Here is a 12,980-nt window from a genome sequence, read left to right as displayed (position 1 = left end):
CGCCTCTACGGGCGGTGCGTCGGCAGGGGGCGGAGGGTGGGCCAGGGGGTGGGCCAGTGGGTGGTGAGGTGGTGGAGGTGGGGGAGGGTGCGGGTGGCGGCTGTGAGGCGGCTGACGGTGCGGAGGCGGTGGGTGAGGCGTTGGCGGGCGGTGGCCGTGCCCCAGGTCCAGTCGCGGTGGGGGAGCACGGCCAGGTGGTCGGTGCTGTCGCGGCGGGCGCGCTCGACGAGGGCGTCGCCCCGGATGAGCCAGCCCGCGCAGGCGTCGGCGAGGTCCTCGGGGGCGGCCGTGCCGGTGAGGGAGCGCCAGGTGCTGCGGTACGCGGCCTCGGCCTCGGCGAGCAGGCCCGCCGGCGGGGCCGTGACGCACCAGCAGGTGGGGAACCCGACGCGCAGGTAGGCGAGTTCGACCGCGCCGTCCCCGATCGAGGACTGCTCGAAGTCGATGAACCGCACCCCCGCCGCCGTGTGCAGGTCGTTGCCCGGGCACGGATCGCCGTGCAGCAGGGCGGGGCGGGCGCCGTTGCGGCCCAACCGGTCGACGAGGGCGTCGAGTTCGGCGCGCAGCCCGTTCGGGGCGGGGGCCCCGAGGGTGTCGGCGAGGCGGAGGAAGGCGTCGACGTCGGCCGGGGTGGGGCCGGACCACCGCGGCAGCGCTTCGGCGTCGGTGGGGCGGGCGGTGGCGTGGAGGCGGGCGAGGGCGGTGGCGTAGTCGACGATCCAGCCCTCGCGGGGCCGCCCGTGCTCCAGGTGTTCGAGGACGAGGACGCGCTGCACCGGGTCGGCGCCGAGCAGGCGCGGGACGACGGGCGGGTCGGCCCGGGAGGCGAGCCGCAGGGCGGCGACCTCGCGGGCGTAGCGCTCGTCGGCCTCCGGTGCGTCGACGAGCTGCTTGATCACCACGGTGCTGCCGGAGAGCTCGGCCTGCCAGACCCGCGAGCGCGGGCTGCTGGTGAGGCGGCGGGCCCGGCGGGGCAGGCCGAGCCGGGACCGGAGTTCCTCGCCGAAGGGCGGTCGGGAGAGCATACTGCTCATCTTTGCCGCCCGGTGCGCTGCGGACACCTGACGGGCGGTCAAGGTCGCATACTGACCGGATGACGACCGGATCGGACACCCCGGGCGTGCCCCGGCGCACGGTTCTGTGGGCGGGCCTGCTGGCGAGCGGGTGCGCGAGCGGCGGCGGACGGGCGGCGCCGAGCGAGCCCCCGACGCCCGTCCGAGCGGCCACGCAGGCCACGCAGGCCCCGCTGCCCCACCCGCCGCTCTGGCAGCCCGGCCCCGACGAACTGCAGCCCGACGTCAAGCGCCGCGCCGTCGAGCTGGTCGCCGCGCTCGCGGCCTGGCCGCCCGGCGGGCAGGGGGTGGAGGCGGCCCGCGCCCGGGTCGCGGCGCTGGGCCTGCCGCCCGCCCTCGCCGACCGGGCCGGTGGAACGCTGACGGACACCGCGCCCGAGGCGAGCGTCGAGGTGGTGGACGCCCAGTACGGAGGCCTGCTCGCCGACTCCGCGAGCGTGCTGGTCGTCTGCCGCCGCTGGACGCGCGGGCCGGACGGCTCGGCGGTGGCGGGCGGCACCACGGTGGACGTGCGTCTGAGCCGGGCCGAGCCCCGCTGGACGGTCACCGACCTCCACCCGGGCGCGCCGGGCGCGGCCGTGCCCTCGCCCTCCACGGCGGTGGCCCGGGTGCTGGCCGAGCCGAGGATCGAACTGCCGCCCGAGGCGGTGGCGGACCTGCGCAGCGGCGCCGTGCACGACAGCGTGGCGGAGGCGATGCTGCGCCTGGCCGGCCCGTACGCCCTGTCCGTCAGCGTGGTGCGCAGCGGCCACCCGCTGGACGTGTTCGGGACGACCCGGCCCAGCGACCATCCGCTGGGCCGGGCCTTCGACGTGTGGCGGATCGACGGCCGGGCCGTCGTGGACCGGGCCACGCCCCGCACGCTGATCGAGGCGTTCATGCGGGACGCGGCCGCCGCCGGCTCGTACAACGTGGGCGGTCCGCTGGCCCCGGCGGGCGGCGTCGGCAACCAGTTCTTCACCGACGACACCCACCACGACCACGTCCACGTCGGGTTCGACCACTAGCCACAGTGCCTCAGTTGACGCTGACCGCGCTCCAGGCCGCCGCGACGGCCGCGTACTCGGCGCCGCCCGCGCCGTACAGGTCCCGGGCCGCGTTGAGGGAGGCGGCTCGGGCGCCCTTGTAGGTGGTCGTGGAGGTCATGTAGACGGTCAGCGCGCGGTACCAGATCCTGGCGACCTTCTGGTTGCCGATGCCCGCCACCGAGGAGCCGTTGCAGGTGGGGCTGGTGTAGGTCACGCCGTTGATCGTCTTGGTGCCGCTGCCCTCGCTCGCGAGGTAGAACCAGTGGTTGCCGACGCCGGAGGAGTAGTGCACGTCCAGCTTGCCGACGGAGCTGCTCCAGCAGTCGGCCGAGCGGCCGTCCAGGGAGGGCTTGTCGAAGCGGCGCAGCCACGGCGGGGTGGACTGGTCGCTGAACAGGTAGTCGCCGGTGTCGATCCGGTTGTTGGCGTACCACTCGACCATGGTGCCGAAGATGTCGCTGGTGGACTCGTTGAGGCCGCCGGACTCGCCGCTGTAGCGCAGGTTGGCGGTGGCGCTGGTGACGCCGTGGGTCATCTCGTGGCCCATGGTGTCGAGGTCGACCTGCTCGGGGTCGGTGGTGCCGTTGCCGTCGCCGGTCATCATGCAGAAGCAGGCGTCGGACCACTGGGCGTTGTCCCAGTTGGTGCCGACGTGGACGAAGACGGTGGCGCCCTTGCCGTCGTTCTTGATGCCGTTGCGGCCGTGGACGTTCTTGTAGTAGTCGTACGTCCAGGCGGTGTTGGCGTGGGCGTCGACGGCGGCGGTGGAGCGGTCCGTGGAGAACTTGCGGCCGTCGCCCCAGACGTTGGTGGCGCTGGAGAAGGCCGTGCCCGAGGAGGCCTTGAGCGAGCTCGCGGAGAGGTTGCTGGCGTCCTTGGTGACGTGGCCGCGGACCGGGTCGGTCAAGGTGTATCCGCCGCCGGTCTTGGCGGTGGTGTCGAGGCCGACGGTGCCGGTGTACTCGGAGTTTCCGGTGCCGGTGGCCTGGTGCTCGGCGTCGTAGGCCTCGATCTGCTCGCCGCTGGTGGCGTCGGTGACGACGACGCGGCCCGCCGGCTGGCCGTGCTCGCCGACGCCCTCGACGGTGGTGCGCCAGGCCAGGCGGGGCGTGCCGTCGGCGGCCCAGACGACGAGTTCGGGGGTGCTGACGGCCTCCTTGACGCCGGGGGCGGCGGACAGCGCGTTCGCGGCCCCGGCCTGGGCGGGCACCTTGGGGACGGTGCTGGCCACGGCGGGCTCGTGGGCGGCGGCGCGGGTGGAGTCCTGGAGCCGGCCGCGCGCGTCCTGGTGGACGACGAGGTCGCCGCCGACGACGGGCAGGCCCCGGTAGGTGCGGTCGAAGCGGACGTGCGAGGCGCCGTCCGCGTCGAGGACGACGTCCTTGAGGACGAGGCCCTGGCCCGCGCCGTAGCCGAACACCCCGGCGTTGCGGGCGACGTTGGCGCGGGCCTGGGATATCGCGGCCTCGCGCATCCCGGGGGCGGCGGAGGCGGTGGTGGCGGGGACGGTCACGGCGGCCAGGGCGGCGACGACCGCGACGGCGGCCGCCGTGCGGGCACGCCGGAGGGCGGTGGTGGGGGTCACGCAGGCTCCAAGTGGGGTGGAGATGCAGGGAGGAGAGCTGCGATCGAGATTGATGGCGAACAGTCAGGTGCAGCTAGAGGAAAGGTCATAACTTTGCCAAGTTGTGTCCTGTGCAAATCAAAAACGGCCACACATCGGTCGCGCATCGGTCGTACACCGGTCGCACGTCGATCACGCGCCCCAACTCCCGTCCGCCGCCCGCCCGTCCAGCCCTCGGACGCCACGAGGCCGCCCCCACCGGCCGGTTGTACGGTGCACGGATGACCTCGCCCGCCCCGCACCCGCACCCCTCCGCCCCCCTGCTGCGCACCCGCGACGTCGACGTCGTCCGCGACGGCCGCCACCTGCTGCGCGGGATCACCCTGAGCATCGAACCCGGCGAGCACTGGGCGCTGCTCGGCCCCAACGGCGCCGGGAAGTCCACCCTGCTCGCCCTGCTCGGCGCCGTCTCCCACCCCACCCGGGGCGAGGTGGACGTCCTCGGCCACCGCCTGGGCCGCGTCGACATCCGCGAGCTGCGCGCCCACCTCGGCCACGTCAACCCGCGCCACCCGCTGCGCTCGCCGCTGACCGTCCGCGAGGTGGTGCTCACCGGGTACGCCGGCACCATCGAGCCCGAACTGCACCGCAAGCCCGGCCCGGAGGCCGTCGAGCGGGTCGAGCAGCTCATCGAGACCCTCGGCATGGCCGCCATGGCCGACGCCGCCTGGACCACCCTCTCCCAGGGCGAGCGCGGCCGGGCCCTGATCGCCCGCGCGCTCATGCCCAGCCCCCGCCTGCTGCTGCTCGACGAGCCTGCCACCGGCCTCGACCTCACCGCCCGCGAACTGCTGCTCGACAGCCTCGACCTGCTGCGCCACCAGCACCCGGACCTGGCCAGCGTGCTGGTCACCCACCACCTGGAGGAGCTGCCCGAGACCACCACCCACGCCCTGCTGCTGCGCGGAGGCGAGTGCCTGGCCGCCGGGCCCGTCGACGAGGTGATGACCACCGAACTCATCAGCGAGACCTTCGGCCACCCCATCCGCATCAGCCGCCACGAGGGCCGCTGGACGGCCCGCGCCGCCACCCGCCGGGCACCGGGAAGGTAACGGCTCAAGGGGGGTGGGTGTCGAAGGTAAAGGGTTCTTACGTAAGGTATGCCTTAGCTAAACGAGTGGCGCCGGATTGCCCGGCGCATTACCCGGCCTTGGCACCCCCATGCCCTTTTCCGTTGGAGCACCCATGCCCGCCCGCCGCCGTTCCACCGCAGCCGCGCTGCTCACCGTCGCCGTCGCGACCGCCGCCCTGGCGGGCTGCGCCTCGAAGAAGGACGACGCGGCGGGCGGCGCGGACGCGGTCAAGGTCAACGCCACCGACTCGGCCTGCGAGGTCTCCAAGACCTCCTTCCCGGCCGGCCACGTCGTGCTGGAGATCGCCAACAAGGGCTCCAAGACCACCGAGGTCTACGTCTACGCCGAGGGCGACAAGATCGTCACCGAGCGGGAGAACATCGGCCCCGGCACCAAGGCGACGGTCAACGCCGAGATCAAGGCCGGCTCGTACGAGATCGCCTGCAAGCCCGGCATGGTCGGCGCCGGCATCCGCCAGAAGATCACCGTCACCGGCGGCGAGAGCGGCAGCGCCGCCCCGGCCGACCCGCGTCTGGGCGCCGCCGTCGCCGCGTACCGCACGTACGCCCAGGAGCAGGCCGACGCGACCGTCCCGGCCGTGGAGGCCTTCGCCACCGCGATCAAGGCGGGCGACGTGGAGAAGGCCAAGTCCCTCTACGCCCCCTCGCGCACCGGCTGGGAGCGCACCGAGCCGGTCGCCGAGAGCTTCGGGGACGTCGACCCCAAGACCGACACCCGCGAGGACAAGCTGGAGCAGGGCCAGAAGTGGACCGGCTGGCACCGCCTGGAGAAGGCCCTGTGGGCCGACGGGAAGATCGGCGACGAGGAGAAGACCCTCGCCGACCAGCTGGTGGCCGACCTCAAGGACTGGCAGAAGAAGATCCCCTCCGCCGAGATCACCGCGACCAGCATGGCCAACGGCGCCAAGTCGCTGCTGGACGAGGTCGCGACCAACAAGATCACCGGCGAGGAGGAGCGCTACAGCCACACCGACCTGGCCGACTTCCAGGCCAACGTCGAGGGCGCGCAGAAGGCGTACGAGCTGCTCAAGCCCGTCGCCTCCGAGAAGGACGCGGAGCTGGCCAAGACGCTGGACTCCGAGTTCACCGCCATCAACGCCCTGCTCGCCAAGTACAAGCAGGCGGACGGCACCTTCACCTCCTACGACAAGGTGACCGAGGCGGAGCGCAAGACCTTCTCCGACGCGGTCAACTCCCTGGGCGAGCCGCTGTCGAAGCTGGCCGCCGCCGTGGTCGTCAAGTAGCGCTCAGCCCGACCGACTTCACCCCGACCCACTTCAACCCGACCCACTTCACCCCACCGAAGCCGTGGCGGCCCGATCCGGGCGGCCACGGCCTCCGTGGGTCCAGTACCAGCCAGCAGAACGAGCAGAACGAGAAGGGCCCGGTCCGCCGATGGACGCCGAGAACGAGCAGCAGCACCAGACCCCGGCCGGTTCGAGCGTCAGCCGCCGGGCCGTCATCGGCTGGGCGGGCGCGGGCGTCGCGCTCGGCGCCGCCGCCGTGGGCTCCGTGGCCGCCGCCACCCGGCAGGACGACCGGGCCCCGGCCGCCGCCGCCGCGCCCGCCGCCGCCGAGGTGCCCTTCTACGGCGAGCACCAGGCCGGCATCGCCACGCCCGTCCAGGACCGGCTGCACTTCGCCGCCTTCGACGTCTCCGAGCGGGCCACCCGGGAGTCCCTGGTGAAGATGCTCAAGGAGTGGACGAAGGCGGCCGCCGCGATGACGGGCGGCCGCGAGGTCGGCACCGGCGCCGTCCCCTCCTCCGCCGAGGCGCCGCCGGACGACACCGGCGAGGCCCTGGGCCTGCCCGCCTCCCGGCTCACCCTCACCATCGGCTTCGGGCCCGGCCTGTTCGAGAAGGACGGCAACGACCGGTTCGGCCTCAAGGCCAGGCGGCCCGAGGCGCTCGTCGACCTGCCCACCTTCAAGGGCGACAAGCTCGACCCGCAGCGCAGCGGCGGCGACATCTGCATCCAGGCCTGCGCCGACGACCCGCAGGTGGCCGTGCACGCCATCCGCAACCTCGCCCGGATCGGCATGGGAACCGTGAGCATCCGCTGGTCCCAGCTCGGCTTCGGCAAGACCTCCTCCACCACCCCGGACGCGCAGACCCCGCGCAACCTCATGGGGTTCAAGGACGGCACCCACAACATCGCGGGCAACGACGAGGGCACGCTCGGCGCGCACGTCTGGGCCGCCCCCGGCGACGGCCCGGACTGGATGACCGGCGGCTCCTACCTCGTCGCCCGGCGCATCCGGATGCACGTCGAGACCTGGGACCGCGCCCCGCTCAAGGACCAGGAGGACACCTTCGGCCGCACCAAGGGCGAGGGCGCCCCGTACGGCAAGGCCAAGGAGTTCGACGCGCCCGACCTCGCGGCCATGCCCGCGAACTCGCACGTCGCCCTCGCGCACCCGGACGCCAACGGCGGCCTGATGATCCTGCGCCGCGGCTTCTCCTACACCGACGGCACGGACGGCCTCGGCCGCCTCGACGCCGGCCTGTTCTTCCTCGCCTACCAGCGCGACACCCGCAAGGCCTTCGTCCCGCTCCAGCAGAGGCTGGCGGGCAGCGACAAGCTCAACGAGTACATCCAGCACGTCGGCTCCGCCCACTTCGCCTGCCCGGCGGGCGTCCGCAAGCCCGGGGAGTGGTGGGGCCAGGCCCTGTTCGGCTGATCCCGTCTCCCCCCACACCCCCCTAGGAGTCAGCCGTGTTCGGCAACTACCTGATCGGACTGCGCGAAGGCCTCGAAGCCAGCCTCGTCGTCTGCATCCTGATCGCCTACCTGGTCAAGACCGGCCGCAAGGACAAGCTGCCGCCGGTGTGGCTCGGCGTCGGCTCGGCCGTGCTGCTGTCCATGGTCTTCGGCGCCGTGCTCCAGTTCGGCTCCTCGCAGCTCACCTTCGAGGCGCAGGAGGCGCTCGGCGGCACGCTGTCGATCGTCTCCGTCGGCCTGGTGACCTGGATGGTCTTCTGGATGCGCCGCACCGCCCGCCACCTCAAGACCGAACTGCACGGCAAGCTGGACGCGGCGCTCGCGATGGGCACCGCCGCGCTGGTGATCACCTCCTTCCTGGCGGTCGGCCGCGAGGGGCTGGAGACGGCGCTGTTCATCTGGTCGGCGGTGCAGGCCACCGACGACGGCTGGAACCCGCTGATCGGCGCGGCGCTGGGCCTGCTCACCTCGGTGGTGCTCGGCTGGCTGTTCTACCGGGGCGCGCTGAAGATCAACCTGGCGAAGTTCTTCACCTGGACCGGCGCGATGCTGGTCGTGGTCGCCGCCGGCGTCCTCGCGTACGGCGTGCACGACCTCCAGGAGGCCGGCTGGCTGCCCGGGCTGCACACGGTGGCCTTCGACATCTCCAGCACCATCCCCAAGGACAGTTGGTACGGGACGCTGCTCAAGGGCGTGTTCAACTTCCAGCCCGACCCGACGGTGCTGCAGCTGGTCGTCTGGCTGCTGTACCTGGTGCCGACGCTGGCCGTGTTCTTCGGCCTGTTCAGCGGGAAGAAGACCGAGCCCGTCGTCGCCAAGTCGGCCGCCTGAGCCGCGAGTTCGACCGCACCGCCCCGCCCCGCACCGCCTCGCACCCCACCGCCCCGCCCGGCAGCACGCCGGGCGGGGCGGTTCCGCGTCTCAGGGGCGCTGGTTGAACATCCAGATCATCATGATGCCCACGAGCACGAACAAGCCCGCCACGATCATTATCCCGACGACCGCCGTCGGGTTGCGCTCGTGCTGGAGCGGACCGTCGCAGTGGCCGGAGAGGTGTTCCTCGGCCTTCGCCCGCGCGCCGAACTCGGCCCGCTTGCGGTAGCCGCAGGTCAGGCATTCGATCCAGCGGTCCTCGTCCTCGGTGCCCTGCGTGAAGATCCGGACGACGTACTCCCGGCCGTCCGGCCCTCTGCCCTTGATCCGACCGGTCTCCATGAACGCCCCCCGTTCGCGATGAATCCGTCACCGTCATGGAAGCAACGGAACCTCACGGTCCTGCCCAGGAACAGGCACCGTCGCGGAACAGCGCGCCCGTGGACGCGCGGGAGCCCCGGACGGGTTCTCGGACCGCCCGGGGGCTCCTTTCCGCTCGGGAGGTGCTACCAGGACTGATCACAGCGCACCGTGTTTCAGCCGGGTGGTGAAAGCGATTCTGAACTCTGCGCTGACCTGTGCAGTGGTTACCCTTCAGAGCTGTTGTCAGTAGTGCCTGATAGACAGATGTCATGCAGCTTCGGTACAGCTTCCGCTTGTATCCGAACGGGCCTCAGTGTTCGGCACTGGCACGGGCGTTCGGGTGTGCGCGGATGGTCTTCAACGATGCCCTCCGGGCGCGTGAGACCGCTCGTGCCGCCGGGCTGGGGTTCATCCCGTCCGCTGAGCTGTCCAAGCAGCTCACGGCCGCGAAGAAGACACCCGAGCGTGCGTGGCTTGGGGAGGTGTCCTCAGTGGTGCTGCAGCAGTCGTTGCGGGATCTGGAGGCCGCCTACCGGAACTTCTTCAACGGTCTCAAGAGTAGGCGCCCGAGGATAGGGCCGCCCCGGTTCAAGTCCCGCAAGGACACGCGACAGGCAATCCGGTTCACGGCGAACGCCTGCTGGAAGATCACTTCTGGCGGGGACCTGTCGCTGCCGAAGATCGGCGCGGTGCGGGTGAAGTGGTCGCGGGTGCTGCCGTCGGTGCCGTCCTCGGTGACGGTGGTCAAGGACAGCGCGGGCCGGTACTTCGCCAGCTTCGTCGTCGAGACCGAGCCGACGATCCTGCCCGAGGTCGAGCCGGTGATCGGGCTCGACCTCGGACTCGGGCACTTCGCCGTCCTCTCCGACGGCACGAAAATCGACAGCCCTCGGTTTCTGCGCCGGGCAGAGAAGCGCCTCAAGCGTGCCCAGCAAACCCTCTCCCGCAAGGAGAAGGGCAGCAGGAACCGGGAGAAGGCGCGGGCGAAGGTCGCCCGCGCCCACGCACGGGTGGCCGATGCCCGGCGCGAGTTCCACCACCAGCTCTCCACCCGGCTCATGCGCGACAACCAAGCCGTGGCCGTGGAGAACCTGGCGGTGAAGGGACTCGCCCGAACCCGGCTGGCCAAGTCCGTGCACGACGCCGGATGGTCGGCGTTCGTCTCGATGCTGGAGTACAAGGCCGTCAAGTTCGGCCGGTCCCTGGTCAGGATCGGCCGGTTCGAGCCGACCTCCCAGGTGTGCTCCCACTGCGGTGTCAAGGACGGGCCCAAGCCGCTGAACGTCCGTGTCTGGCAGTGCCGGGCGTGCGGGGTGTGGCTGGACCGGGACGTGAACGCCGCCGTGAACATCGCCAAGGCCGCCGGACTGGCGGTGACAGCCTGTCGAGCGCAGGTAAGACCGGGCCCCGTCCCGGCACAGTGCGAAGAAGCAGGAACCCACCTGGACGGCCACCCGGCCGTGGCAGGAACTCCCCGGGCCGTAGCCCGGGGAGCGGAAGTCAATCGCTCTTGATGGCGCCCAGGATCTCCATCCTCGCCGCCCGGTGCGCCGGCCAGAGTGCGGCCAGCAGGCCGACCAGGGCCGCGATCAGCAGGTACGCGGCGATCTGCAGCGGCGGCACCACGGTGGTGATGTCCTTGAGGCCGTCCGCGAGGGTGCGCACGCCCGCCCAGGCGACCACGATGCCCAGGCCCACGCCGACGACCCCGCCGAACAGCGCGATCAGCAGCGACTCCAGGCGCACCATGCGGCGGATGCCCAGGCGGTCCAGGCCGATCGCCCGCAGCATGCCGATCTCGCGGCGGCGCTCGAACACCGACATCGCCATGGTGTTGATCACGCCGAGGACGGCGATCACCACGGACATGCCGAGCAGGCCGTACATCATGTTGAGGATGCCGGTGACGATCCGCCGGTTCTCCGCCTTGATGTCCTTCTCGCCCTTGACGGCGATCAGCGGGTTGCCGCCGGTCGCGTCGCGCAGCGCCTGCTTGAGCTCGCCGGTGGCGCCGTGCGCGCCCTTGACGAGGACGCGGTTGGGGCCGGTGCCCTCCGCCGCGTGGGCGCCCACGACGGACTCGGGGGCGAGGATGCCGGCCAGCGCGGTGTTGGACTCCATGACGCCGCCGACGACCAGCGAGCCCTTGGTCTCGTCGGGGTAGGTGACGGCGAGGGTGTCGCCGACGCGGTAGCCCTTGGTCTCGGCGCGGGCCGAACTCACCAGCAGCTTGCCCTGCTTGAGGGCGTCCGCCGACCCCTCCCGGACCTGGACGTTGGCGACCTGGTCGATGGAGGCCGCGTCCACCGCCGTCAGCCACTCGTCCTCGTCGCCGTTGTGGGCGGTCTGGACGGGCACCTCGCGGACGGTGCTGAGCGCGGTGACGCCCGGGGCCGCGGCGATGCGGGTGGAGACGTCGGGGGAGAGCATCGAGCCGTTGCTCATGGCCACCGTGTAGTCGGCCTTGAGGTCGCTCGCGGTGGCGGCGTCGATCGCCTTGTTCACGGAGGCGCCGACCACGGTGAGCGCGGTGATCAGGGTGACGCCGATGGTCAGCGCCGAGGCGGTGGCGGCGGTGCGGCGGGGGTTGCGCACCGCGTTCTGCTGGGCGAGCCGGCCGGGCGTGCCGTACAGGGCCCGCAGCAGCGGGGCGAGCAGGGCGATCAGCGGGCGGGAGAGCAGCGGGGTCAGCACGAACACGCCGATCATCAGCGCGGCGGCGCCGAGGCCGACGAGCTTGATCTCCTTGGCGAGGACGCCCGCCGCCAGGCCCGTCGCCCCGATCAGGGTGAACAGCAGGCCGAGGGAGTTGCGCACCACCAGGCTCTTGTGGGTGGCCGGCTGGTCGGCCGAGCTCATCGCCGCGACCGGGGCGATCCGGGAGGCGCGGCGGGCGGGCAGCCAGGCGGCGAGCACGGTGACGACCACGCCGACGGCGATCGCGGCGATCACCGTGGTCGGGGAGACGATCAGCGGGCCGTCCGGCAGGTTGGCGTCCATCGGGCCGTTGAGCAGCGCGCGCAGCCCGGCGGCGATGCCGACGCCGGCGAGCAGGCCGGTCGCCGAGGCGGCGAGGCCGACGAGCAGGGCCTCGGCCCGCACCGAGCGGCTGACCTGGCGGCGGGTGGCGCCGACGGCGCGCAGCAGGGCCAGCTCCCTGGTGCGCTGGGCGACGAGCATGGTGAAGGTGTTGGCGATGATGAAGATGCCGACGAACAGCGCGATGCCGGCGAAGCCCATCAGGAAGGTGCTGAGGGTCTTGAAGCCCTGCTCGATCATCCGGTCCTGCTCGTCCGCGAGTTCGCGGCCGGTGCGGGCCTCGATGGAGTCGCCCTGCGGCACGGCCTGCTTGACGGCGGTGAGCAGCGCGGCGTCGTCGGCGCCCGGGGCGGCCTTGACGTCCAGCTCGGCGAAGCGGCCGGGGCTGAGGTAGAGCTTCTGGGCGGTGGCGGTGTCGAAGGCGGCGAGGGAGCCGCCGGAGGTCACCCGGGGGTCGTTGGTGTGCAGGACGCCGGTGAGCTTCAGCTCCATCACCGGGCCGTTGACGGCGACGCGGACGGTGTCGCCGACCTTGTAGCCGCCCTTGTCGGCGGTCTTGGCGTCGAGGGCGACCTCGCCGGCGTTCTTCGGGCCGCGGCCCTCGGCCAGCGGGTAGCGCGGGTCGGTGCCGTCCGGGCCGGGCACGTAGTTGGTGCCGGTGGTGGAGAAGCCGTCGCCGATCAGGGCGCCCTTGCGGTCGGCGATGCCGGCGAAGCCGCTGACGACGCCGCGGGCCTCGGCGGCGCCGGGCAGGGCGGCGACCTTGCGGCGGGTCTCCTCGGTGAGGGTCGGGCCGGTGGCCGTGCCGCCGCGGTGGTCGTAGCCGCGGCCGACGGCCTGGTTGTCGCTGACGGTGACGGCGATGTCGGTGTAGCTCTTGGCGTTCTGGGACTTGAACGCGCTGCCGAGGGTGTCGGTGAAGACGAGCGTGCCCGCGACGAAGGCGGTGCCGAGCATGACGGCGAGCGTCGTCATCAACAGGCGGCCCTTGTGGGCCAGTACGGTGCGCAGTGCGGTGCGGAACATGGGGGAGAGTCAGTCCTGGGGTGCTCGGGGGTCGGTGGCGCGAGTCAGCTGGTGCGGCCCTTGGCGTCGAAGCGGCGCATGCGGTCCAGGACGGTGTCGGCGGTGGGCTGGTGGAGTTCGTCGACGATGCGGCCGTCG

The 12,980-nt window shown here is 72.4% G+C and carries 10 protein-coding genes and 1 pseudogene; 6 read left to right on the top strand and 5 right to left on the bottom strand.

The features are described 5' to 3' along the window. Positions 1–5: 5 nt before the first annotated feature. Positions 6–1,025 carry a phosphotransferase gene (locus ACIRRS_RS25665; RefSeq protein WP_402975115.1) on the bottom strand — a complete coding sequence of 340 codons (1,020 nt, stop codon included), beginning with the start codon at positions 1,023–1,025 and terminating at the stop codon, positions 6–8. A 68-nt stretch (positions 1,026–1,093) separates the two neighbouring features. Between ACIRRS_RS25665 and ACIRRS_RS25660 the strand changes: the two genes are divergently transcribed. Next, the gene (locus tag ACIRRS_RS25660; RefSeq protein ID WP_402975112.1) at positions 1,094–2,080 is read left to right on the top strand and encodes a hypothetical protein; all 987 of its coding nucleotides are present in this window, start codon (positions 1,094–1,096) and stop codon (positions 2,078–2,080) included. Between the two features lie 10 nt (positions 2,081–2,090). Here ACIRRS_RS25660 and ACIRRS_RS25655 read toward each other — a convergent pair whose 3' ends face one another. After that, entirely contained in the window at positions 2,091–3,686 is a 1,596-nt protein-coding gene (locus tag ACIRRS_RS25655) for a M4 family metallopeptidase (RefSeq protein WP_402975109.1), read from the bottom strand. A gap of 260 nt (positions 3,687–3,946) precedes the next feature. On the opposite strand from ACIRRS_RS25655, the gene ACIRRS_RS25650 reads away from it, so the two are divergent. The 4 genes from ACIRRS_RS25650 to efeU all read left to right on the top strand — a co-directional run bounded on the left by ACIRRS_RS25650 (position 3,947) and on the right by efeU (position 8,372). Continuing rightward, positions 3,947–4,777, top strand: a complete 831-nt coding sequence (locus tag ACIRRS_RS25650; RefSeq protein WP_402975106.1) for an ABC transporter ATP-binding protein — start codon at positions 3,947–3,949, stop codon at positions 4,775–4,777. 133 nt (positions 4,778–4,910) lie between these two features. Then, positions 4,911–6,062 carry an iron uptake system protein EfeO gene (gene efeO, locus ACIRRS_RS25645; protein ID WP_402975103.1) on the top strand — a complete coding sequence of 384 codons (1,152 nt, stop codon included), beginning with the start codon at positions 4,911–4,913 and terminating at the stop codon, positions 6,060–6,062. A 151-nt stretch (positions 6,063–6,213) separates the two neighbouring features. Beyond that, on the top strand, positions 6,214–7,500 hold the full coding sequence (gene efeB, locus ACIRRS_RS25640; RefSeq protein ID WP_402975100.1) for an iron uptake transporter deferrochelatase/peroxidase subunit: 1,287 nt from the start codon (positions 6,214–6,216) through the stop codon (positions 7,498–7,500). A 35-nt stretch (positions 7,501–7,535) separates the two neighbouring features. Next, positions 7,536–8,372, top strand: a complete 837-nt coding sequence (gene efeU / locus ACIRRS_RS25635; RefSeq protein ID WP_402975097.1) for an iron uptake transporter permease EfeU — start codon at positions 7,536–7,538, stop codon at positions 8,370–8,372. A 90-nt stretch (positions 8,373–8,462) separates the two neighbouring features. Here the strand turns inward: efeU and ACIRRS_RS25630 are convergent, their stop codons facing one another. Beyond that, positions 8,463–8,756, bottom strand: a complete 294-nt coding sequence (locus tag ACIRRS_RS25630) for a hypothetical protein (RefSeq protein WP_402975095.1) — start codon at positions 8,754–8,756, stop codon at positions 8,463–8,465. Positions 8,757–9,046: 290 nt separating this feature from the next. Between ACIRRS_RS25630 and ACIRRS_RS25625 the strand changes: the two genes are divergently transcribed. Next, on the top strand, positions 9,047–10,291 hold the full coding sequence (locus ACIRRS_RS25625) for an RNA-guided endonuclease InsQ/TnpB family protein (RefSeq protein ID WP_402975092.1): 1,245 nt from the start codon (positions 9,047–9,049) through the stop codon (positions 10,289–10,291). Here the strand turns inward: ACIRRS_RS25625 and ACIRRS_RS25620 are convergent. Together ACIRRS_RS25620 and ACIRRS_RS25615 are read right to left on the bottom strand one after the other, a co-directional pair. Then, positions 10,278–12,842 carry an ABC transporter permease gene (locus ACIRRS_RS25620; RefSeq protein WP_402975090.1) on the bottom strand — a complete coding sequence of 855 codons (2,565 nt, stop codon included), beginning with the start codon at positions 12,840–12,842 and terminating at the stop codon, positions 10,278–10,280. The genes ACIRRS_RS25625 and ACIRRS_RS25620 overlap by 14 nt on opposite strands. Positions 12,843–12,886: 44 nt before the next feature. Continuing rightward, a pseudogene (locus tag ACIRRS_RS25615) lies at positions 12,887–12,980 on the bottom strand (ABC transporter ATP-binding protein); the annotation flags it as partial.

It is taken from the genome of Kitasatospora sp. NPDC101183 (assembly GCF_044767945.1).
In the GTDB taxonomy this organism is placed as follows: Bacteria; Actinomycetota; Actinomycetes; order Streptomycetales; family Streptomycetaceae; genus Kitasatospora.
This window is presented reverse-complemented; position numbering and strand designations above follow the sequence as displayed.

What these genes read in the sequence shown, in the direction of transcription:
- ACIRRS_RS25665 (WP_402975115.1), bottom strand. Translation starts at nt 1,025, where the DNA reads ATGCTCTCCCGACCGCCCTTCGGCGAGGAACTCCGGTCCCGGCTCGGC.
- ACIRRS_RS25660 (WP_402975112.1), top strand. Translation starts at nt 1,094, where the DNA reads ATGACGACCGGATCGGACACCCCGGGCGTGCCCCGGCGCACGGTTCTG.
- ACIRRS_RS25650 (WP_402975106.1), top strand. Translation starts at nt 3,947, where the DNA reads ATGACCTCGCCCGCCCCGCACCCGCACCCCTCCGCCCCCCTGCTGCGC.
- efeO (WP_402975103.1), top strand. Translation starts at nt 4,911, where the DNA reads ATGCCCGCCCGCCGCCGTTCCACCGCAGCCGCGCTGCTCACCGTCGCC.
- efeB (WP_402975100.1), top strand. Translation starts at nt 6,214, where the DNA reads ATGGACGCCGAGAACGAGCAGCAGCACCAGACCCCGGCCGGTTCGAGC.
- ACIRRS_RS25630 (WP_402975095.1), bottom strand. Translation starts at nt 8,756, where the DNA reads ATGGAGACCGGTCGGATCAAGGGCAGAGGGCCGGACGGCCGGGAGTAC.
- ACIRRS_RS25625 (WP_402975092.1), top strand. Translation starts at nt 9,047, where the DNA reads ATGCAGCTTCGGTACAGCTTCCGCTTGTATCCGAACGGGCCTCAGTGT.
- ACIRRS_RS25620 (WP_402975090.1), bottom strand. Translation starts at nt 12,842, where the DNA reads ATGTTCCGCACCGCACTGCGCACCGTACTGGCCCACAAGGGCCGCCTG.